We start from the raw sequence: 22311 nt of genomic DNA, 5'->3' as shown, positions 1-22311 counted from the left end.
CCGCCTTGCATTAGGTCGCGACGCGCTATAGAGCGCGCGTCGCACTATCGGCCGTTGGGGCGTAGCCAAGCGGTAAGGCAGCGGTTTTTGGTACCGCCATGCGCAGGTTCGAATCCTGCCGCCCCAGCCAGCCGGTGCTTAAGCTATTTATTTTGCTGACTTTACGAAATCGCCGGTCAAAATTGTGCACGTGGGTGTGCCAATCCGCTGTCCGCGGTGACAGTTTGAGTGCTGCCGCGTTGCGCATGTCGCAACGCCGCTCTCCGCTCGAGCAATAATGTTCTGCTGCGTTGCGTTCATAGACTGGGCCCGAAATTCAGGAGGGCCGCTTTGATGAAATATGCAGTGTCAGTGGTGGGGATGGCGATGCTGACGTGCGGCGCCGCGCTGGCGCAGACCGAAACACGGCTGGACCCGGACGGTGAGATGATCGTGACCGGAACGCGCGTATCCGGCCGTGCGGCATTGGAATCGTCCGCGCCGGTCGATGTCGTCAGCGGTGAAACGATCGCGGACACCGGCTTTCCCGACCTTGCCGCGCGTCGAACTTCCTGCGGCCACCGGTCAATTTCGCGCGCGCCACCACCGCCACTGCACATGAATCATCGCGCAGCCGGATTGTCAGATATGATTTATCTCATTATACCGTCGTCCAAGCGCGTTGGTCCAATGACGCGCTACAAGGATGGGAACGGATGATGAGCAAGGCGTCTAAAGCTGTCGTGTCGGTGTCATTGTTGCCGCTCGTGGCGGGTCTGATGATTTCCGACGCAGCCGCATCGGACGGACAGCCGCACCCGTCCGAAGCGATTTCGGGCGATGCGGTTTCATCGACGGGACAAGCAAATGCCGATCCGCAGCCCGCCGGTTCGGACGCGGAAATCGTGGTCACCGGAACGATTCGCCGGAGCCTGGAGGCGGCGGCCGAGATCAAGCGCGATTCGGTTCAGGTCGTGGATTCGATCGTGGCCGAGGAGATCGGCAAATTCCCGGATCCGACGACGGCAGCGGCGCTTCAGCGCGTGCCGGGCGTGCAGGTGACCGTGGGCGCGAACAACGAGATCACGGGCGTCGTGATCCGCGGGCTGGGCGATATCCTGACCACCCTCGACGGCCGCGAGTTCTTTTCCACCACCGGCAGAACCTTTTCCTTTCAGGATCTTCCCGCCGAAGCCTTGTCGCGGGTCGACGTCATCAAATCCGCGACGGCCGACCTCATCGAGGGCGGGATTGCAGGAAACACCGACCTTCAGTTGAACAAGCCGTTCAAGTTCCGCGACCCGACGGTCGTCGTCACCGCCCGCGGGAACTACGCCACCAACGTCGAAAAGCTCAATCCGCAGTTCGGGCTCCTTGCCACCGATCGCTGGGACACCGGCATCGGCGAGATCGGCGCGCTGTTGAACGTCTCTTGGAGCCGCACCGACTATAACCGGCCTTATCTCTATGCTCCCGTCCGCCGTTCCACTGCGACGGCGCCGTTCAACTTGCCGGGCTATGCGTCGCAGAACGTCGCGGGCGGGCTCAACGAATATGGCTATTTCGAACGTCCGCAAGCGAATGCGGCGATCCAGTGGCAGGCGACGCCCGAACTCGAAATCTATTTCGACGGGCTTTACGCGGGCTATCGTGCGAAGCAGCAGTCGGCCTTTGTCGAGGCCCAGTTGTTCAGCCCGGGCACCACGATCTCGAACCCCGTTACGAACGACAACTGCTTCCGCGCTCGCGTGAACCGTCAGGGCTTCAACCCGACATCAACTGAGGTTGCACTGGGCGAGATCACGCCCGATCGCCCGACGGGCGGGTATTTCTTGCAGGATTTGTGCGAGCTCGACAGCGCGACCTATGGCAACACCACTTCGTTCGTCAGCACCCAGGCGCGCGATCAAAAGACCGACAATTACCTCTTCGGCGGCGGCTTCATCTTCGAGAGGGGGCCGGGCCGTGTAAAATTCGACCTCGCATATCAGGAATCGACCTTCATCAATGAAGTGGTGATCGTCGACGTCGGCAAGCGGCTCGCGGAAGTCGTGGTCGAAAGCAACGCCGGCATCGGGGCGCGGTATGAATTCACCGGCAATCCGCTGAACGACCCCTCGGATTTCAGGCTTCGGAACGGGCTGAACCAGAATTTCAGTCGCGCGGACGGGTCGCTGTTCCAGGTACGCATGGACGCCGAGTTTGAGGTGGGCGGCCTGCTCGACCAGCTTCAGCTGGGCCTTCGCTTCGCCGATCGCGGCGCGACGTCCAACCAGGCGCTCGTCAACCGCGCGGCGCCCGGCGGCGATTCGAATACGCTGCTCAGTTCACTGGATCTGCCGTCCGACTTCCTCATTGAGGTCCCCGGCATTCCGCGGCTGAACGGCGGAGCTCCGCGTTTGTCGCCTAACCCCGATTATCTGCGATCGGCCGAGGGGCGCGATCGGCTGCGCGAAATTTACGGCGTCGCGCTGGGCGACCCTGCTTACCAGCCGGAGCGGCGCTTCGACGCAAAGGAACGGACCTTCGCCGGCTATATTCAGGCGAAATATGAAGTCGAGCTGGGCGGACCGCTCGTCCTCGACGGGGTCATCGGCGTGCGGCCGACGCTGACGGACCGGCAGATCGAAGGCGCGGGCGTGGTCAGCGGCGTGGTTACTCCGGTTCGTGCGAAGACGTCGGATATCGATATACTTCCCAACGCCAGCGCGCGTATCCAGTTCGGCGGCGGGCTGCAGGCCAGGGCGACCTATTCGAAAACGATCCGCCGCCCCGATTTCGGCTCGCTCAATCCGGGTTTGAGCTACATTGTGGCGACCAACCCGAACGTCCAGAATTCGGGATCGGCGGGCAACCCGGATCTGCGACCGCAAAAGTCCGAAAGCTTCGATGCGACGCTCGAATATTACTGGAAGAGCGGTTTCGTCGCCGTTGCAGGCTATTACCGTGACATTACCGATCGCGTCATCAGCGCCCCGTCGCTCGAATTCATCGACGGCATCGGATATAATATCACGCGTCCCCGCAACGTGGGCGAAGCGAAGCTCAAGGGCGTCGAAGTCAGCGGTCAGACCTTCTTCGACTTCCTTCCCGGTGCTCTGTCCGGCTTCGGCGTGTCGGGCAACTTCACCTATGCCGATTCCGAAGTCGGCGGCGACGACCGGCTTGCTGGCCTGCCGCTCCAGGGCGTCAGCAAATATAATTTCAACGCCGGCCTGTTCTATGACAAATTCGGTTTGTCGGGGCGTCTCGTCTACACCTATCGGTCGAGCTATTATGACGGCGACACGACGGGGCTCAATCTGGTTCGTCCCATCACCGACGCCGAACTGGCGGCGGGTATCACCCCGACCAACCTGAACTATGTCCGTCCGGGCGGGCGGCTCGATTTCGGGATCGGCTATGAGCTGAACAAGAATCTGCGGGTCGACGTCGGCGGCACCAATATCCTGGGAAATAAATATCGCAGCTATTTCAACCCGACCGGGTTCAACCGCGATATACGGTGGGACGACACTATCTACACCGCCGGGATCCGGGCGCGCTTCTAAAGCCGCATGCTCCGAGGGGGGCGCTGATCCTTCAGGTGCTTGTTCCAATCGCAAAGATAAGGCGAGGCACTTGGAGCATCCCCGTTCAGGGTGGGCCGAATAGCCGTTGCACCATTCGCAACATTTCTTTTCAGCGTGGCGCCGCTCATGAATCGCCAGCCTTCGTCATCCTGGTCCGATCGCCTTGCGCCACGACAGCGACTGACAGCTTCTCCATCTTCCTGACGGGAAGCTGGCAGTCGGCCGTCGACCACGCTCTGTCAAACCCGAGAGTCGGGTGATGCGGGCGAAGAGGTTGCGCCTGCACGGCGAGTAAGATAGCCCCGCACGCCCGGCTTGGTCATGTGGATCGCCATTACCTGCTATTTGTAAGGACTTGGAGCCACCCTTGACGACATTTTCCGATCAAATATGTCGGCTGCGACCCGCCCTTCATGCGGCCGCAATTACCCGATTTTCATTCCCCTATCCTGTTCGCGCAACCCCGCCGCTAATGACGGAACAACATCCATTCGGGCTCTGTCGGACCTGTTGCAGCCCTATTGCGAGCCCGTAATGAGCGACGGAGGACTCGTCCAGCTGTTCGGCGAATTGCGCCCGGCGCTGGCGCGCTATCTGCTGGCGCGCGGTGCGTCGGCCGACGAGGCGGAGGACATCCTCCAGGACGTCCATATGAAGCTGCTGGCGGATGATGTCGGGCCGGTATCGCAGGCCCGCGCCTATCTCTATCGCATGACCAACAATCATTTCCTCATGCAGCGCCGCACCGCGGGCCGGCGGGTCCGCCGCGAGGAGGATTGGGTTCAAGTCAACGGCGGGCGCGACGGCGAGGCCGATGAACGGCCGTCGATCGAGAACGAACTCATCGCGAGGGAACAACTCGCGATCCTGCAGCGCGTGCTCGACGATCTGCCCGAACGCAGCCGGATCATCTTCCGCCGCTTCCGGATCGATGGCGAACCTCAGCGCCGGATAGCGGAGGAATTGGGAATCAGCGTGAGCGCCGTCGAGAAACACCTGGCGCGGGCCTATGAAGCGATTGCTTCGGCGCGGCTTCGATGGAGTGAGGATCGTCCCGACCGTCGGCATCTCACAGGTGAAAGAAACCGCCATGCCACGTGAGTCACAGGACAGCATCCGCGCGCGCGCGATCGAGTGGCATATCAGGCTGCGCGACGGCGACGATGCGGCGTGGGAGGCATTTACCGAGTGGCTCGCCGAAGATGCGCGCCATGCCGAGGCTTATGATGCGGTCGAAGCGGCCGATCAGGAAATCGATCCCCTGTTGCCGCACGTCGTCATCCGTGAAGCCGCGAACGACCTCGACGAGCCGGTGCAGCCGCCGGCGAAGCGCCGCTGGCGCCGGAGTCTTGTCGGCGGGGCGATCGCGGCGTCGGTCGCCGCGGCGGTCATGTGGTTTTCCGGCCCCGCGCCGAGCCGCTACGACGTCGTGACGGCACCCGGCGAACGGCGAGTGGTCGCGCTCGACGCGACAACCGAAGTCACGCTCAACGGCGCAACGCGAATGACCTTCGACCGCAACGACCCGCGGTTCGCTTCGCTCGCGTCGGGCGAGGCGCTGTTTCGGGTCCGGCACGATGTGCGGAACCCGTTCCGGCTCGAAGTGGGCGCCAATATCGTCGAGGATGCGGGAACGGTCTTCAACGTCGTGCACGAGCAGGACGAGGTCCGCGTCGCGGTCGCGGAAGGGAAGATCGTCTATAATCCGGGCGCGCGCGCGGTATCGCTCGATGCCGGTCAGAGCCTCGTCGATCGCGGCGGCGCGGCGCGCGTCAAGGTGAGCGACGTCCCGATCGCGGCGGTCGGATCGTGGCAGAGAGGATCGCTCGTCTATGCGGGGGCGCCGCTGTCGCGCGTCGCCGACGAACTGGGCCGCGCGCTCGGAGTGCGCATCACCGCTGTGCAGTCGATTGCCGACCGGCCGTTTTCGGGAACGATCGCTCTTGACGACAGCGGCGCGGGGCAGCTGAGACGGTTGAGTCCGGCGCTGAACGTCGCGGTCGAAGAGGGGCCGGACGGATGGGTTATGAAGCCGACCGCTAGTGCCGCGCCATAGGTGGACGGCGGCGGCGGTCGCACTGCTCTGCCTCTTGGCGACCGACCCCGCCCATGCGCGATCGTTCGACATCGCACCGGGTCCGCTTGGCGAGGTGGCGGGGCGGATCGGCGCGCAGGCGGGGATCACCATCGCGATCACCGATCCCGATATCGCGGCGCGCCGGTCGCCGGGGGTGCGGGGCGATTTTCCGGTTCGCGTGGCGCTCGACCGAGCCTTGCGGGGCACCGGCGCGAAAGCGATATTTTACGATCGGGCGACCGTGCGCATCGTCCGCAGCCGGGCGGAGCGAAAGCGGCCGCCGCGGCCGAAACCGGCGCCGCGAAAGGCGATCGCGGTACAAATCGACCCGATCGATATCGTCGTCACCGCGAGCAAGCAGAATATGGCGCTCGACCATTTTCCGGGTTCGGCGAAAATTGTAGGACTCGATTCCGATTGGCTGGCACGCAGCGCGCCCGACGGAACCGCGGCCATCACCGCCGTGCTTCCGACGCTCAACGCTACGAACCTCGGCCGGGGACGCAACAAAATCTATGTGCGCGGGATCGCCGACAGCAGTTTCAACGGCCCGACGCAGGCGACTGTGGGGCAGTATCTCGGCGATGTCCGCCTTTCCTACAACGCCCCCGATCCCGACCTCAATCTTTACGACCTCGATCGCGTCGAGGTCCTCGCGGGGCCGCAAGGGACGTTATACGGTGCCGGTTCGATCGGCGGGATCGTACGGCTGGTGCCCAACGGACCCGACAGCGGCTCGGCCTATGCGAGTGCTTCGGCCGGGATCAGCGCGACCCGCTTCGGCGGGGTTGGCGGTGATGTCGCCGCGATGGTCAACCTGCCGCTGGCAGAGGGGCGAATGGGGCTGCGCGCCGTCGTCTATGGCGCGCGCGAGGCCGGTTATATCGACGATTCGGGCCGAAACCGGCGCGATATCAATGACGGCCTTCATTTTGGCCAGCGGCTGATCTGGCGCATTGACGATGTCGCTGGATGGACCGTCGATGTCGGCGGGGTCCATCAGCGGATCAGCGCCGATGACGGGCAATATCTGCTGCGCGGCGAGCCGCCGCTCGAACGTCGCAACAGTCTGTCGCAGCCGTTCCGGAACGACTATCGCCTCGTCTATGTCACCGCGCGGCGACCGATGGGCAGGGGCGAGCTTGTCTCGACGGCTTCGGTCGCCCGGCAGGACCTCTCCACGGTGTTCGACGCGACGGGGCCAGATCCCACGGCGGCGCTGCGGCGCTTCGAAGAACAAAATGACATCACCTTCTGGTCGCATGAAACGCGGCTTTCGGGGGGCGGCGCGAAAACACCTTGGGTCGCAGGCTTCGCGGCGATCCATAATGTCAGCCGTGTGTCGCGGTGGCTCGGACCGCCGGAGGCGCCCGCGCAGATCGCGGGGGTCCGCAACCGGCAACTGGAGTTCTCGCTCTTTGGGCAGGCGACGCTTCCGGTCACGCGTGCGCTGCACCTGACGATGGGTGGGCGCCTCTCCGTCGGGCGCGGTGCGGGGCGGCTCGTCGGCGAGGGGGCAGACGGACCCGAGGAAACCTCCAAGCGGCGGGTGCAGTTCGCGTCGACCGTCGCGCTCGACTGGCGCCTCGGCCCGTCCCTGTCGATCTATGCCCATTATCAGGAAGGTTTCCGGGCCGGCGGCTTCGCGGTGGCGCCCGCCGGATCGGTGACGGACAGCCAGGAATTCCTGCACGATGAACTGGGTCAGATCGAACTGGGCGTCCGGTGGCGGGACAAGGATCGCGACCGCTTGTCGCTTCGCGCCGCCCTGTTCGCGGTCGACTGGAACAATGTCCAAGCCGACCTCGTCGACGAGGCAGGCCTGCCTTATACCGCGAATATCGGCAACGGCCGGATATACGGGCTGGACGGCGAAATACAGTGGCGCGCGACGCCTTCGCTGACCTTGACCGCGTCGGCATTCCTCAACCAGAGCTTTCTTTACGACGTCCCGCCCGAATTCGGAGAGCCGAACAAGAACACGCTTCCCAATATCCCCGACGACGGATTGCGGATCGGGGTGGAATGGCGCAGGCAATTGGCACGGAAGATTGGCCTGACATTCAATGCGTCGTTTCGCGGTTTCGGCAAGTCGAACCTCGGCGTTGGGCCCTTGCTCGACGTCTCGCAAGGCAATTACGGGGTCGTCGGCATCGGCGCGCGGCTCGCCTTTCCCCGTTTCGGCCTGTCGCTCGACATTGCGAACCTGGGCGACACGCGCGCGAACACCTTCGCATTCGGCAATCCTTTCGAACTGGCGGGCCGGAACCAGATAACCCCCGTGCGCCCGCGCACGATCCGTCTGGGGATCGACGCCCGTTTCTGACTTCCCGGGCTGGAACGGTAGGCTTTTCCGCCCTTTTTGCTTTCCGGCGCAGTCATCAGCAATTTTTTGATGAGGAGCGACTTCCCCCTCGGCGTCTCAGAGGGGAAGGAGACGCCGCCGATGGCCGACGAACTGACGCCGCTGGAAAAACAAGTGATCGCCCTGGCGCTCGGCGATACGCGCTCGAGCCTGATGCCGCGCCGCAACATCTTTTTCTGGCTTTTCGGGCATCGCGCGACGTCGCTTCCGCTCGCCAATCCCCGGCTCGAGGCGTTGCGGCGCTATGCGATCCTGCGCCGGACCTCGAAGCAGGCACTTCCCCAAGACGAATGCGATCGCCTTTGCCGCGCGGGGTATGATTCCCGGCAGAAGGAAACGATCGACCGGCTGGTCGCGCCGAACCACATGCAAAACCATTTTCGCGTCCGCACCGGCTACTTTGTCCGGCGTCGTGCGAAAGACCGGGCGCCGGGCCTCCTCCCCCCAACCACGATCCCGGCGTCCGGTCCCTCCCACCTCCTGACTCCCCCCAGCATAGCGAAGGAAAATATGCTCAACTTCTCCACTCCCCGAATGCGTTCGCCCCTCCTGCTCGCGATGCTGCCGCTCGCGATGGCGCCCGCCGCCGTCCAGGCGCAGCCGCAGCGGCCGCTCCAGGGGCCGTCGGACACTCCCGATGGTAGCGATGATCACATCGTCGTCGGTGTCGGCGGGCTCTATGCGCCAGCCTATCAGGGCGCGGACGATTACAGGTTCCAGCCGCTGCCCATGGTCGACCTGAAATGGGGCCGTTTCTTCGTCAATCTTCAGGACGGTATCGGCGCCAATCTTTTCGATTCCGAGCATGTGACGGTTGGCGCGGGGCTCACTCCGGTCGGCGGCTACCGGGCAAAGGATACGCCGGATGGCATCGGCAAACTGTCGCTGGGCCTCGGTGGGCGCGGTTTCGTGAAGTTGCGGCAGGGCGGCTTCGAAGCGACGCTCGGCGCGACCAAGATCATCACCGGCAACACCGAAGGCATTATTGCGGACGCCAGCCTCGCCTATCGCGTCACGGCAAGCGACAAGCTGATGCTGATCCCGTCGATCGGCACCACTTGGGGAAACCGAAAGCACAACAATCGCTATTTCGGCGTCACCGCAGGGCAATCGGCCGCATCGGGGCTCCCGCAATATCGCGCGGGCAGCGGGCTTGCCGATGCGAAGGCCGAACTCGCAGTCGTCTACCGCCTGACCGATCGCATCGGTGTGATGGCGGTGGGGGGCGTGTCCTCATTGCTTGGCGATGCCAAGGACAGCCCGATCGTCTATCACAAGACGCGTCCTTACGGGATCTTTGCGATCACCTACCGTTTCTGACGCCGCAACCATAAAGCCGCGATGCTCGACGACCGCTACGAGCAGTGCAACGATCTTTCCCCCTCGGAAGCTCTCAATTCCGTCGGTACGATGGCAGCTTTTGCTAACCGGCCGCCAAAAGCTGCCGGGCTGAAATCGGGAAGATCAGACCGGCAAAGAATGTGATCGCGCCGACTATCGCTTCTTTGTCCTTGGCATAATCGGCGATCGCGCCGGTGGTGTGCCCCCGCTTCCTTCGCGATATTGCGCAGCGAAGCGGGGGTACGGCCATCACCCTGATTTCCGGGGGCAGCAGTTCGCAGCCTGTGGTCACGCGAAATTGGCAGTTCGTTCCCGCCGGTTCGGGTCACTTCGTCCTGAACCGGATTCCGACGCGGAACTGGCGGCCGAGAAGGTCCGAATAGGTGCTGTTCGCAGCCAAGCCGGTTTCAGGTAGGAGCAGCGGATCGGCGTCGAACAAATTGGTCACGTTGAAAAAGAGTTCGGCCTGCGATCCACTCTGCATCCGGACCTTCTGCGTCAGATTGAGATCGACGTAGAAGGTGCCCTTGACGTGGTTGTTGTCATAGGTCGGCGCCTGGCTGGTCGAAGTCGGGCAGCCGCTCGTGCATTCGATGGCGTTTGCCAGATATTTGCCCGAACTGACGCCCCGACCGGTAATCGTGCCCGAGAAAGCCGGATTTTCATAGATGAGGCTGCCGCGAAAGATCCATTTCGGCGTTGCCGACTGGCTGCCGTTCGCGCCTACGGTATTGACCGGCGTTACCCCGGCAATGCCGGTGTCCGACAGATTCTCGATATAGCGCGTCGCGTTACCCCGCAGCGTGATGCTGCTTTCTCCGCCGACCGGCAGTCGGTAGGCCGCGTCGAAGTCGATGCCGCGCACCAGCTTGCTGACGAAATTGAAGGGCTGGCTGCGGATCAGGAGATAGGGGACGCGCGGCGGCCCCGGTTGTTCGCGCGCCGGATCCTCGGTGATCGCGTCGCAATATTCCTGTCGCCCTTCGTCGCAGCGGTTGACGATTTCCTGTGCTGAGATCGTGTCGATGGCATCTTCCAGGTCGATGCGGAAATAATCGACCGATGCACTGAAGCCGGGCAGGAAACGCGGCGTGACAACCGCGCCGATATTCCATGAATCGGCTTTTTCCGGTTTCAGGTCCGGATTGCCCGTTGTCAGGCCCGAATAGGGGAAGAATTGCGGGCCGCTGGTCGGGTCGCCTTGAACGAACGCCGGGTTGCGCACCGAATCGCTGTTGGCGGTGCCCGCCTGGAACAGTTCGTTGAGGTTGGGGGCGCGAATGTCGCGCGACCGCGTGACACGAAAGCGGATATCCTCGATCGGCGCCCAGGTTGCGCCAAGCTTCCATGTGGTAACATAGCCCGAGGTCGAATAGTCAGTCGCGCGGACGGCGCCGTTGAATTCGAGGCCAAGGCCCAGCGGGACCACGGTCTCGAGATAGGCTTCCTTCACATTATAGCTGCCCTTGAACGGCAGATAGTTGCCGACCGACCACCGGTTCGACGTCGTTCCGTCGGCGTTGCGGGCGGGCTGGAACTCTTCTGGCACGCTGCCGCGAATCTTCTCTTCGCGATATTCGCCGCCGATCGCGATGCTCACGTCGCCCGCCCATGTCGCGAACGGCGTCAGCGACAGGTTCGCACCGGCGACATATTGCTCCATCACCTGCTTTCGATAGGGATCGCCGAGCACATAGTCGATCGCAGCCGGGTTGGCGACGCCGATACCCAGACGGTTGAGCGGCACGCAGTTCGGATCGTTGTTGTTGGCGTCCGCATCGACGTTGATCAGGCACTGGATCGAACCGGTCGCATAGCCGCCGGCATTTCCCGACGGCGCGAAGGCGGCATTTGACGCGTCTCGCATCCGGGCCACGTTCATGATGTTACGAAGCTGCTCCCGCAGGTCCGACCGGCTATACTGGCCATAGACGTCCCAGCGCGCCGATTTGCCGAACGCGTCGAACTCGCCCTCGGCGCCGATGACATAACGCTGGACCTCGCGCTTGTTGTTGATGCCGCGGAACGGGAGGTCGGCCGCGGTGGTCGTGATGCTGATGCTGTTGACGCCCGCGAGGCGCGCGGCACCCAACGTTTGAAGCGCGAAGGCGTTGCAGGTCGTGGGGACGGGGACGACCGTGCAACCGACGGTGCCGAGCGTGGCTGATCCGAGGTTGGGCCCCGCATTAAAGAAGACTTCCTGCCGGTTGTACGAGCCTTCGGCGAAGATTTCGACGCCATCGGCGATTTCGTAGCTCAGGCGGCCATAGGCGCCCCAGCGATCGTCCTTGGGGCTAAGGCCGATGCGGCGGCCCGAATCGTTGAGGCGCCAGTCGCCGCCGACGGTGCGCGTCACTGCGGAGCCGCTGGTCAGCGCGGGCGAGTTGAATGAGCCATAGTTGAATTGATTAACCTGACCATTCTGACCGAAATAGAGGCCGCGCAGTGCATTGTTGTTGCCAGCCGAGCCCGTGATGAAGCCGCCGGGCGCCTGATTGGTCTGGCCGGCATTCTCGCGAAAGGTGATAAACGCCGGTTGGCCATTGGTGGCGGTATAGGCGGGGTTTGCGAAGGCCAGATAGCCGCGGTGGTTCCACGGCCGGTCGTTCGGATCAATCTCGTAGATGCCATCCTGGTGCGCGATCTCGGCGTTGAAGACGGCGTGGCCGCGCCCGTCGGCGAACGACAGGCCGCCCGCCACGCTACCCGAATAGTTGAACCCGTCGCCCTTGTCGGTGAGACCGATGTCACCGGTGATGCGGAGACCTTCCAGCCTTTTGTTGAGGACGAAATTGACAACGCCTGTGACAGCGTCGGAACCATAGGCCGACGATGCGCCCCCGGTGACCACCTCGACCCGATCGACCAACGCCTGCGGGATGGTGTTGATGTCAACCCAGCCGAAAATCGTGGAACCGACCGAACGGCGGCCGTCGACGAGAACGAGTACGCGGCTTTCGCCGAGGTTGCGCATGTTGAGCGCGTTGATGCCCGCCGAGCCATTGGAAATATTGAGGCGCGAGTTGGCGGGCCGCGTCGAACCGGCGAGTTGCGGAAGCTGGTTGACGAAATCGGCGATATTGTTCGACGGCGAGGTGTTCTGGATGTCCTGTTGCGACAGAACGACGAGCGGGGTCGGGGCCTGGAAGCCGTCGCGTGCGACGCGCGAACCGGTGACGATGATCTGGTCGGACAGCGCCGCTTCGGTGCTGTCGGCGGCTGAGGCTTCCTCCTGCGCCAGGGCTGGTGCGGCCTGCACGAGCGCCAGCGCGGTCATCGCCGCCCCGAAACGGCCCAGCGGCCCACGAACATGTTCCATATCACGCATATCAGCAGTCCCCTGTTGCCCGAGCCGCACGCCCCGAGGCGCGTTCCGGCCTGTCGCCGGCTCGGCTTGCCTAATGTCCCACCTGACCATCTGGCGGATGATTTGCTCCGCCTTTTTTATTCATGATAAGCGCCGTACCGTACCCGCGGCCGCCACGCACAAGGCCAGCCCAAGTCGGTTTGGTGACGGTGAGGTTACAGGGTGCTTTCGGCAGGTCAACAACTACCCTAATAACTTGAATATATGGATATATAACCTCAAGGAATGGCGCTGCTGCAGCCTCTGCGGGAATGCTCGATAGCTTGCAGTTATAGGGCGTGACCCGCTTGTTATGGCCGCGCAGCGGCAAGGTGCGATAGGGTCGGCGTTCGTTGTGCCTTTTTCGATGTTGGAGGGCTCCTGTTGATCCAGCGCCGTGCGTTCCTGCTGGCTTCCGCCGCCTTCGTCGCGATGCCGGCCAGCCTGATGGCAAAACCCAAAGTGACGGGAGGGATGGGCACAGCGCGGCCGGTCCGGCTGTCGGGCGCGCGGGCACCGATCGAGGTGATCGAGGACGAGTTGGGCGTGCCGCACGTCCGCGCCGCTTCGTTGCACGACGCCTTTTTCGGACAGGGCTATCTGGTCGCGCGCGACCGGCTCTTCCAGATCGATATGGATCACCGCCGCGACATGGGGCGGATGGCCGAAGCTTTCGGCCCACGATTTATCGCGGCGGACAAGGCGGCGCGACTGTTCCTTTATCGCGGCGACATCGACGCCGAACTCGCGGCGCTGCCGCCCGACGTCCTCGAATGCGCGCGCGGCTATGTCGCCGGCGTCAACGCCCGCATCGACGAACTCGCAGCCGATCCGACACAATTGCCGCTGGAATATGGCATCCTCGGGATGAGCCCGCTGCGCTGGGATGTGCGCGATCTCGTGCGGGATCGCGGCATCAGCACGGGCGATGCCGACGACGAGGTTCGCCGCGCACAGCTTCAGGCGCGCGGCCTGCTCGACGCCGACCAGCTCATGATGCCGCTGCGCCCCGCCTGGTCCTTCACCATCCCCGAAGGGCTCGACGTCGCGGCGGTGAACGAAACCGATCTCGGTATCCTTGACCCTGCCAACCGGCCTGCGAGCTTCGCGCCGATCCAGGAAACGCAGCTCGACCCCGCCGAGCGCAGTGCCGAGCGCTTCGCACTCGGCAGCAACGCATGGACTGTCGCACCGTCGCGCAGCGCGACCGGGCGGCCGATTCTCGCCAACGACCCGCATCTCGGCATCGGCGGGTCGAGCCCGCGGCACATGATCCACCTGACCGCGCCGGGGCTCGACGTCATCGGCGCGGGCGCGCCGGGACTGCCCGGCATCATGCAGGGCCATACCGACCGCTTCGCCTTCGGCCGCACCAATTTCCACATCGATCAGACCGACCTCTTCATCCTCCGCACCAAAAAGGATGATCCCGGCCGCTATTGGCACAAGGGCGAATGGAAAGCGTTCGAGACGGTCGAGGAGGAGATCGCCGTCAAGGGTGCGCCGGCCGAGAGCGTGATCCTGCGCTATGCGGACGGCCGCCCGGTCGTGTCCGAGGATACGGCACGCGAACGCGCTGTCGCCTTGGCGACCGTCAACATGCTGCCAGGTGCGAACATGCGGTTCGCGATCATCGCGATCAACCTGTCAAAGGACTGGGCGTCGCTCCGCAAGGCGTTCAAGCTCCACGTTTCGCCGACCAATTTCCATTATGCCGATATCGACGGCAACACTGGCTGGCAGACGATCGGTTTTGTACCGCGCCGCCCGCGGCACGACGGGCTGTTTCCGGCGCCCGGCGACGGGTCGTTCGACTGGACGGGTATCCTGCCCGTCGAGGATATGCCCCACGTCTATAATCCGCGCGAAGGCTGGTTCGCGTCGGCGAACCAGATGAACCTGCCGGCCGATTATCCCTATCGCGAACGGATTATCAGCTTCAGCTGGAGCGACCCCTTTCGCTACGATCGCTGCGCCGAGGTCTTGCGTTCCCAGCCGAAACACCGGGTCGAGGACAGCATCGCGCTTCAGCACGATGTCCAGTCGCTTCCCGCACGCGCGATCGTCAAGCTGCTTCCGGCCGCGCCGTCGCCCGAAGCCGCCGGCGCCGCGGCGCTCCTCCGCCGCTGGAATTGCGGGATCGAGGCCGATAGCGCTGCGACCCTGCTCTATGAAATGGTCATGGCATCGCTGTCGACGGCCTTTTACGAGCGGATCGTTCCTGCGGCTGCGCGCGACCTGATCCCCTCGGTCAACCTGTCCGAAATGCTGCGGATCCTGGGCTCGCCCGACAAGCGGCTCGGCGACGATCCAGTGGGCGCGCGCGATGCGATGATCGATGGCGCGCTGGCGGCGGGCTGGAAGCGCGCGGTCGAACTGGCCGGCCCCGATCCCGCGGACTGGCGCTGGGGCGACCTGCACCGCGTGACGATCGCGCATCCGCTGGCGTCGTCGAACCCGGCGATCGCTGCCGCCTTCCCGAAGATCGAGGGCGGCCGTTCGGGCGGCGACTGGAATACGCCGATGGCGCGCGGTTTTAACGCCAAGCGCGGCTTCGACGTCTCGCACGGCGCGAGCTATCTCTTCGTCGCCGACGTCGGCGCTTGGGACAATAGCCGCTTTCTGTTGCTCCCCGGCCAGTCGGCCGATCCGCGCTCGCCCCGCTATCGCGATTTCTATCCCAAGTGGATCGCGGGCGAAATGCAGCCCTTGTGGTTCAGCAAGGCGGCGGTCGAACGGCACGCCGCCGCGCGTCTGATCCTGACGCCGGCGGCTAAAGCGCCTCGGCGATAGCGACCAGCGCGCGATCGACGGCGGCGGTCGCCTCGCTATCGGTGTCCTCGGGCATATCGTTCGCCAGCGCCGAGAAGATGAGCGTCGCGCCGCCACGCGTCACGAGATAGCCCGACAGCGCGCGCGACGCGTTGAGCGAGCCGGTCTTCGCGAACAATTTTCCTTCGAGGATCGTGCCCTTGAACCGGTTTTGCAGGGTCCCGTCGCGCCCGGCGATCGGCAGCGTTTCGCGCCACGCCTCGCCCCATGGCTGGCGCGCTATCCAGCCGAGCAGGCCGACCGCGGCGCGCGGGCTGAGGCGGTTGTAGCTCGACATGCCCGACCCGTCGGCAAAGTGATAGCCCGCCTCGGACACGCCCGCTCCGGTCATGACCTTTCGCATCACCGCCTGCCCGTCGGCGATCGAGCCGCTTCCCGCGTGCCGCGCGACGCGCCGCAGCATCAGTTCGGAGTGGAGATTCTGGCTCTCCTTGTTGATCCGCACCATATTTTCGGCGAGCGACGGCGCGGGCAATTCGGCAAGCATGGCGGGTTCGGGGGGCAGGGTGGCCGGCGCGTGCTTGCGCTTCTCGGGATCGTCGGCGGCGGCCAGCGGCCGGTGATGCACCGCAATATCGCCATCGACGCGCACGCCGCGCGCGCGCAGCAGTTCGCCAAAACGCCACGCTGCATAATGGGCGGGATCGTCGATCCCATAGCGGAGCGTCATCGGCGCGACGTCGGCGCCGACGGTGCCGGTCAGTCGAAGGGTGCGGCTGTTCGGCATGCGATCGGCCTCGATCGCCTCTTCCTTGCCCGCGACGGTAATGACGCGATTCTCGATCTCGTAATAGCCGGACGCCTGTATGCTTGGCGCCGCGCCGATCGCACCCGGCGCCAGCTTCACTACCAGCTCGTTATCGTCGAGCGTCAGCGCCGATATGCCGGTGCCGTAACGCGACGCGATATTGTTCCAGCTCATCCCCGGGCTCCAGCGCTCGTCGGGGAACCAGCTGTCATCGCCGACGATGTTGCCGACATGGCGCGTCTTGGCCGCGACCGCATCGGCGAGCGTCTGCAGGCAATCGACCTTGCAGTCGTTGGCGCTCGACAGCATCGCGTCGCCGCGCCCGTGCAGCACGACGTCGACCTTGCCGTCGGCGCCGGTTTCGAGCCGCACGCCCGTGCCCTTTGCCGTGCGCTGGAGCAAAGGCAGTTCGGCATAGGCGATCGCGGTCGTGAACATCTTGGTATTCGACGCAGGGATGAAGCGCTGATCGGGCGCGATCGACACCAGCACCTTCCCGTCGAGTGTCGTGACGAGCACACCGAAGCGCGAACCCGCTGGTCCTTCGGCCAGCCTTTGCTCGACAGTCGCCAGCAGCGGTGCAGCCGCCGGGCTCGTAGCCGTCTGCGCTTGCGTTGCGACCGACAAAAACGACAGCGCGAGCGCGGCAGCAAGGGCGAACTTGTTGATCGATGCGTTCATGATTTCGTCTGTTCGTCCCATGCAGTGATGACCCGGTTGCCCACCGCGGGGCGCAGAGCCGTGATGCCGCTATCGGCGTGGCGGGTCGGATGGACCCGGTTGGAGAGCAAGGTCCAGGCGAGGCCGCGTTCGAAATCGATCCAGAGGCCGGTGCCGGTGAATCCGGTATGGCCGATCGTCTCCGCCGAACAGGCATCGCCGCCGTGCCATCCGGTGAAGGCGCGTTCCCAGCCACAGGTGCGATGGCGATCGCCCGCCGTGCGGATTTCGGTCATCATCGCTTCCGACAGGATTTCACCGGCCATCAAGGCGCGTGCAAAGCCGAGCACGCCGTCGATAGTGCCGAACAGTCCCGCGTGACCCGGCGCGCCACCGAGCGCAAAGGCGTTTTCGTCATGCACCTCGCCCTTCATTACGCGTCCGCGCCAGCTGCAATCTTCGGTCGCGACCGCCGGGCCGGGCGGCGGGCCGAAACCGAGCCCTTCGCCGAGCGGCCAATCGGGCAACGGCGCGCCGGTAAGGCGTTCGATCGCGATGCCGAGCAGGATGAAATTGATGTCGGAATAGACCGGCGGTCCGTGTCGCCACTGGCGCTGGAGGACGAAGGCGCGCAGCCGCGCCGGATCGTCGCCATAGGTATATATGGGCTCAACCGCGGGCAGGAAGCTGCGATGCATCAGGCAGTCGCGAAAGGTCAGCTTGCGCTCGGCGGCCCCCGCGACGTCATATTGGCGCAGGTCGGGGATCGCGTCGGTCAGCGGCCGGTCGAGCTCGAGACGACCTTGCTCGGCGAGCGTCAGGATCATCGTCGTTGTCGCGATCACCTTGCTGAGCGAGGCGAGGTCGAACCAATGATCGCGCGTCAGTGTCTCGCGCGCGGGGGCGAGCGCGGCCATGCCCGCCAGCCGTACCGCACTCTGACCGTCGGCGCCAACCACGCCGACCGCTGCGCCGGGGATGCGCCCGCTTTCGACCGCCTCGCCCGTGGGGGCGAAGGCCGCCTCGCAAACAGCTTCGACCGTCATGCCGGCACGCGCCCTTTTACGCGGGCGACAACGGGCAACAGAAAGATCGCCGCAAAGCTCAGCGCGCCGGACAGCAGGAAAAAGCCGTCATAGCCGATCTGCGTCTGCATCGACCCCGATGCCCCCGCGAGGAGGCGCGGCAGCAGGAAAGCGAAGCCCGAAAGCAGGGCATATTGCGCGCCCGGAAAGGAAGGACTCACCAACATCGAGAGATAAACGACGAAGACCGCACCCGCGAAGCCATTGCCGAACTGGTCGACCGCGACAGAGGTGTAGAGGACGAGTGCCGACGGGTCGGCGTGCCACAGCCAGATATAGATCCAGTTGCCTACGGCCGCAGTCACCGCACCGATACCGAGCGTCCAGCCGAGCGACAGCCGCGTCGACAGAAGGCCGCCGAGCGCGACTCCCGCCATGCTCGCCGACAGCGCGACCACGCCGTCGGCAACGCCGATCTGGTGCAGGCTATAGCCCTTTGCGTTCCACAGCGGATGCGACAGCGTCAGCGTCAGCACGTCGCCCATGCGGTAGAGTGAAACGAAGGCGAGCATTGCGAGCACGGCATAGCCATAGCGCCAGAACAGCTCGATATAGGGCGCGGCAAAGGCGGGCAGGGTAGCCGCTGTGCCGGCGGAAAGGCGATTGATCCGTGGCAAAGCCAATGCCAGCGCCGCAAAGGGAAGCAGCGCCACCGCCAGCACGAAAGGCGTCACATTGGTCTTCGCCGACAGCCCTATGCCCGCGGCAGCCGACAGCAGGATCCAGCCGGCGGCCACGGTAATCAGCGCGGCGGTGAGCAGGATGAGCAGGCTGGCGCCGATCCCGCTCGCCAGCGCCAGGGCGCGACCGCCCACGCCATCGCGTTCGGGGCGCATCGCCGCGAGTATCGGGAAAGGCGCAAACGCCGCGATTGCGATGACCAGATAGGCGATCGTCCAGTCGGCCCAGGCCGCGACCAGAATCGCGCCGCTCCCCGCCGCGACCATCGCGCTGCGATAACCCCACAGATTGGCGGCGACGATCGGCGCCTGCTCGGTCTGCGTGGGCGCAAGCTCGATCCGCCAGCCATCGGCGGCAACCTCCAACGTTGTGGTCCAGAAGGCGAGCAGGATCGCGAACAGCGCGGTAAGTGGCAGGCTCTTGTCGCTCGAGGTAAAGGCCATCGCGACCATCGACAGGAAAATACCAAGCTGCGACAGCATGATCCATCCGCGCCTTCGCCCCCAGAATCGCGAAAATCCGGGGATGTCGTAGCGTTCGATAAGCGGCGCCCAGGCGAATTTGAAGGTCGGCAGCAACGCGATCCACGCGAAAAAGCCGATGATCACGATGTCGACCCCATGCCGCGCGAGGCGCAACGTCAGCACCGCATTGAACATGTAAAAAGGCAGCCCCGCCGCGAAACCCAGAAGTAGATAAAGGCCGAGCAGGCGCCTTGCCGACGGTTTGGCGGGCGTGTCATGAGGGAGCGCCGGCGCATCAACGCCAAGCACCGCGGCCGCTGCATTCGCCTCAATCGCCGATACAGTCACGTGCCGGCACCCAGCGCGGCGGTCCCCTGGTTCTCCGACGCCGCGATTCCGCGGTGGAATATCCCTCTCATCGCCCCTTTTTTGCCTCGATCTGTTCGTTCCGTCCCGAGCGTACGATCCTTCCGCGAGCGGAGCCCGCCCGTCAAGTTCGGCGTTTCTCGTTGCCCCCGCGGCGCGCCCGAAATTTGATTGGTGGAACCGTGATGGTCATGTTTTCGGAGAGGGCGATCGGGCCGGGCGGCGGTGGTACGCCAATGTCGATCGCGTGCGCCTCGACCTTCCACCGGCCGGTGCCATGGACAAGACGGATATCGCCCTTCTTGTCTCTGACGCCGACCGCGGGGTGGATCGCGCCAAGCAAGTCCTCGACCTTTTCCATCGTCGGCTCGCTGGTGAACAGAAGGCGGATATCGTCGTCATCGCCGAGCGAGGTGAGCAGGAAGTCGCGAAACTCGCCCGATGGCCGCGTCTTGTCGTGCGTTGCGTGCGACAGCAGCATGAAGGAAGGATCGGTCTGCCCGGGATAGTTCGCCGCGGCGAGAACGCGATAGAAATGGGCATTGTTGCCGCCGTGATGGGCCACCTGGATCACGTGCAGCGGCGCCATCGCCGCGAGCAGCTTGGGATGATAGGCGTTTCGGTCGAGCTTGAAGTCGACGCAGCCCGCATCGCCGGTCACGAGTATCGACTGACCGGCGTGGCGGAAGCATCCGATATAGCTGAGCTGATTGCTGGGCGTGATCGACCTTATTTCGCCGCGGAAGCTGACGGCCATCAGGCCCGCCTTGAGCACGGGCAACCGGTCGCGATGTTTTCTGACCAGCGATACCGATGGTCCGAGGAGGTCGAATATCAGGCCGGTTGCATCCGCTCTCGCGGCGATAAAACGCCGCTTCTTTTCATTCCACCGATAGCGGCGGGGCGTGCCGTCGTCGATGATCTCGGTCCGCATCGGCACATTTTCTTCTTCGAGGGCTTTCACCACTTCGTGGAGGGCCTTCGCATTGATCGCCTCCTTCGCCGCCGATTTCTGCAGGTGCGCGATGCTGCGGGACCGGGCGTGGACGAGGTCGGGCTCGACATGTGCACGGCGATCGGCGACCGCCTTCAGGCCGCCAAGGCTGCTGCGCTCACCGAAGAGCAGTTCGAATTCGGCTCCGCGCCGAATGGCGTCGGCCATCGCGATCACGGCCGGATGCCCCTCGACCTCCAGGTCCGTGCAATGGTCGATCTCGTGCGGGTCGTCGCCCGTCCCGGCAAAGCGGGCGAAAAACCGGTCGAGGCTTTCATCGTCGCGCCGCGCCGCGCGTTTATGCTCTATGGACGCGCTCCTATTCTCGAATAACGCGTACTCGACAGCGCCGAGCGTCTCGATATCCGAACGTTTCGCTTCCTGATACGATGCCAGCACTCCTGTGCCGGCTTCTCCGAGAAATTGCCGGGCGAGAAGATCGTTTTCGCGCAACAGATCGTCAGCCGCGAAATCGACGGTGTCGTTGACGACCGGGGGCATCCACGCCTCGCCGATCTTGAAGGCCTTATCCTTGATGATCGGGACGAGGCCGCTCAGATGATCCTCGTCGTAGTGGGTGCCGATGATCAGGTCGATCCTGAGATCGTCGTCGAGCAGTTCCCTGAGCTTGTCGAGCACATGCTCGTTCGAATAGCCGCTTGCCTTCACTCCGGCATCGGCAAGAATGCGGACCGTTTCGCCGCCGACGGTGAACTGGAGGAAAAGCGCGGCGCCAAGTTGCACCTCGAACATGTCGATCTGGATGTCGTTCATGGGGCTTCGGCGATCCCTGGCTGGTCCTCGACTGCATGAGCGCGCAGTTTTCTGGCGGGCGAACGGAAAGGAAGTTGCAAGCCTGATAATCGTCGACCGCCTTCAGTTCCAGTGTCTGAACACATAACGGACCGGAGGGAGGTTCGCTCGGCCCGGCGATGCCTGCACATCGGCATCGCGGTCTGGTGGACGTTCAACATCGGGATACCGAAGCGGGCGATCCCGGCCCGGCCGAGAGCGTTGGCCGCTGATCCGCGCTGGCCAGTTAACGGCTGTCGCGGAACATTGGAGCCCCCGGGCGGTTTGCTTAGTATGTGACATGGCAACGGAGGCCTTTGATGAACAAGCTCTACTTGATGACTGTCGCGATTTCCGCCGTTCTGGCTGGTTGCGACGCGCCTGAAACTTCGACGCAGGCGCCCGACCCGACGGTATCGAAAGAAGGAGAGGCCGGGTCCGGCGGCGATGGAACGACGGTAGAAAGTGCCGCGGCGATCCTCCGGACCGCCGGGGGCGAGCTTGCCGGACAGGCGACCGCAACAATGGTTGACGGGCGCGTCAAGCTGGCGCTTCAGGTCGAAGGGTTGCCGCCGGGTCAGCACGGGGTCCATGTGCATATGACGGGCAAATGCGACGCTCCCAAATTCGAGAGCGCCGGAGGTCATTGGAATCCCACCGATGCGAAGCACGGACTGGAAGACCCGGCAGGGCAGCATGCCGGCGACATGCCCAATCTGGTTGTCGGCGAAGACGGGCGCGGCACGCTTTCGTACGAGTTGCAGGGCGCGACCTTCGAAGGTCTGCTCGACAGCGATGGCTCGGCCATGGTGATCCACGCGTCGGTCGACGATCAGAAGACCGATCCGTCGGGCAATAGCGGCGACCGAATCGCTTGCGGTATATTCAAGACTGGCTGACGGCTCGGCGGTCTTGCTCGCAAGCGAATCGCCGCTAATCCTCCGTCGGGGAATCCGACCTGCGCCAGCTGCGCTATGGCATGTTAACCAACTGATGTTACAGTCCGCCT

General features: G+C 64.2%; 13 protein-coding genes and 1 tRNA gene. 9 read left to right on the top strand and 5 right to left on the bottom strand.

Features of this window, described 5'->3' with window-relative positions; all coding sequences use genetic code 11:
• Positions 1-55: 55 nt before the first annotated feature.
• The 7 genes from E5675_RS16820 (at position 56) to E5675_RS16790 (ending at position 9313) form a co-directional block, all read left to right on the top strand.
• A tRNA-Gln gene (locus E5675_RS16820) sits at positions 56-130 on the top strand.
• A gap of 203 nt (positions 131-333) precedes the next feature.
• Positions 334-699 (top strand): hypothetical protein, encoded by a 366-nt coding sequence (locus tag E5675_RS16815; RefSeq protein WP_136175503.1) that lies wholly within the window; start codon positions 334-336, stop codon positions 697-699.
• Complete coding sequence (locus tag E5675_RS16810; RefSeq protein ID WP_136175502.1) at positions 696-3530, top strand: TonB-dependent receptor; 2835 nt, start codon at positions 696-698, stop codon at positions 3528-3530. The genes E5675_RS16815 and E5675_RS16810 overlap by 4 nt, the downstream gene beginning before the upstream one ends.
• Positions 3531-4121: 591 nt before the next feature.
• The gene (locus E5675_RS16805) at positions 4122-4652 is read left to right on the top strand and encodes a sigma-70 family RNA polymerase sigma factor (RefSeq protein WP_168707914.1); all 531 of its coding nucleotides are present in this window, start codon (positions 4122-4124) and stop codon (positions 4650-4652) included.
• Positions 4642-5607 carry a FecR domain-containing protein gene (locus tag E5675_RS16800; protein ID WP_168707913.1) on the top strand — a complete coding sequence of 322 codons (966 nt, stop codon included), beginning with the start codon at positions 4642-4644 and terminating at the stop codon, positions 5605-5607. The genes E5675_RS16805 and E5675_RS16800 overlap by 11 nt, the downstream gene beginning before the upstream one ends.
• On the top strand, positions 5594-7954 hold the full coding sequence (locus tag E5675_RS16795; RefSeq protein ID WP_136175499.1) for a TonB-dependent receptor: 2361 nt from the start codon (positions 5594-5596) through the stop codon (positions 7952-7954). The genes E5675_RS16800 and E5675_RS16795 overlap by 14 nt, the downstream gene beginning before the upstream one ends.
• A 120-nt stretch (positions 7955-8074) precedes the next feature.
• Entirely contained in the window at positions 8075-9313 is a 1239-nt protein-coding gene (locus tag E5675_RS16790) for a MipA/OmpV family protein (RefSeq protein WP_168707912.1), read from the top strand.
• Positions 9314-9659: 346 nt separating this feature from the next.
• Here the strand turns inward: E5675_RS16790 and E5675_RS16780 are convergent, their stop codons facing one another.
• The gene (locus E5675_RS16780; protein WP_247594660.1) at positions 9660-12662 is read right to left on the bottom strand and encodes a TonB-dependent receptor; all 3003 of its coding nucleotides are present in this window, start codon (positions 12660-12662) and stop codon (positions 9660-9662) included.
• A gap of 402 nt (positions 12663-13064) precedes the next feature.
• Here E5675_RS16780 and E5675_RS16775 point away from each other — a divergent pair, with 402 nt between their 5' ends.
• A complete protein-coding gene (locus E5675_RS16775) occupies positions 13065-15473 on the top strand; it encodes a penicillin acylase family protein (protein ID WP_136175496.1) in 2409 nt (802 codons plus the stop codon).
• Here E5675_RS16775 and dacB read toward each other — a convergent pair.
• The 4 genes from dacB to E5675_RS16755 all read right to left on the bottom strand — a co-directional run bounded on the left by dacB (position 15454) and on the right by E5675_RS16755 (position 21284).
• Positions 15454-16941: a D-alanyl-D-alanine carboxypeptidase/D-alanyl-D-alanine-endopeptidase gene (dacB, locus tag E5675_RS16770; RefSeq protein ID WP_136175495.1), complete on the bottom strand. Its 1488-nt coding sequence runs from the start codon at positions 16939-16941 to the stop codon at positions 15454-15456. The two genes, E5675_RS16775 and dacB, sit on opposite strands and share 20 nt — an antisense overlap.
• A complete protein-coding gene (locus E5675_RS16765; RefSeq protein WP_136175494.1) occupies positions 16938-17966 on the bottom strand; it encodes a serine hydrolase domain-containing protein in 1029 nt (342 codons plus the stop codon). The genes dacB and E5675_RS16765 overlap by 4 nt, the downstream gene beginning before the upstream one ends.
• Entirely contained in the window at positions 17963-19498 is a 1536-nt protein-coding gene (locus tag E5675_RS16760) for a permease (protein ID WP_247594659.1), read from the bottom strand. The genes E5675_RS16765 and E5675_RS16760 overlap by 4 nt, the downstream gene beginning before the upstream one ends.
• A gap of 142 nt (positions 19499-19640) precedes the next feature.
• Positions 19641-21284 (bottom strand): hypothetical protein, encoded by a 1644-nt coding sequence (locus tag E5675_RS16755; protein WP_136175493.1) that lies wholly within the window; start codon positions 21282-21284, stop codon positions 19641-19643.
• A 338-nt stretch (positions 21285-21622) separates the two neighbouring features.
• Here E5675_RS16755 and E5675_RS16750 point away from each other — a divergent pair, with 338 nt between their 5' ends.
• On the top strand, positions 21623-22201 hold the full coding sequence (locus tag E5675_RS16750; RefSeq protein WP_136175492.1) for a superoxide dismutase family protein: 579 nt from the start codon (positions 21623-21625) through the stop codon (positions 22199-22201).
• Positions 22202-22311: the final 110 nt, after the last annotated feature.

It is taken from the genome of Sphingopyxis sp. PAMC25046 (genome assembly GCF_004795895.1).
Taxonomy (GTDB): domain Bacteria; phylum Pseudomonadota; class Alphaproteobacteria; order Sphingomonadales; family Sphingomonadaceae; genus Sphingopyxis.
Note: the sequence above shows the minus strand (reverse complement) of the source record. Positions and strands in the feature narration are given on the sequence as shown.

Bases quoted from the DNA above. Each gene is read 5' to 3' on its own strand.
- E5675_RS16815 (WP_136175503.1), top strand. From the start codon at position 334: ATGAAATATGCAGTGTCAGTGGTGGGGATGGCGATGCTGACGTGCGGC.
- E5675_RS16810 (WP_136175502.1), top strand. From the start codon at position 696: ATGATGAGCAAGGCGTCTAAAGCTGTCGTGTCGGTGTCATTGTTGCCG.
- E5675_RS16800 (WP_168707913.1), top strand. From the start codon at position 4,642: ATGCCACGTGAGTCACAGGACAGCATCCGCGCGCGCGCGATCGAGTGG.
- E5675_RS16790 (WP_168707912.1), top strand. From the start codon at position 8,075: ATGGCCGACGAACTGACGCCGCTGGAAAAACAAGTGATCGCCCTGGCG.
- E5675_RS16780 (WP_247594660.1), bottom strand. From the start codon at position 12,662: ATGCGTGATATGGAACATGTTCGTGGGCCGCTGGGCCGTTTCGGGGCG.
- dacB (WP_136175495.1), bottom strand. From the start codon at position 16,941: ATGAACGCATCGATCAACAAGTTCGCCCTTGCTGCCGCGCTCGCGCTG.
- E5675_RS16765 (WP_136175494.1), bottom strand. From the start codon at position 17,966: ATGACGGTCGAAGCTGTTTGCGAGGCGGCCTTCGCCCCCACGGGCGAG.
- E5675_RS16755 (WP_136175493.1), bottom strand. From the start codon at position 21,284: ATGAACGACATCCAGATCGACATGTTCGAGGTGCAACTTGGCGCCGCG.
- E5675_RS16750 (WP_136175492.1), top strand. From the start codon at position 21,623: ATGAACAAGCTCTACTTGATGACTGTCGCGATTTCCGCCGTTCTGGCT.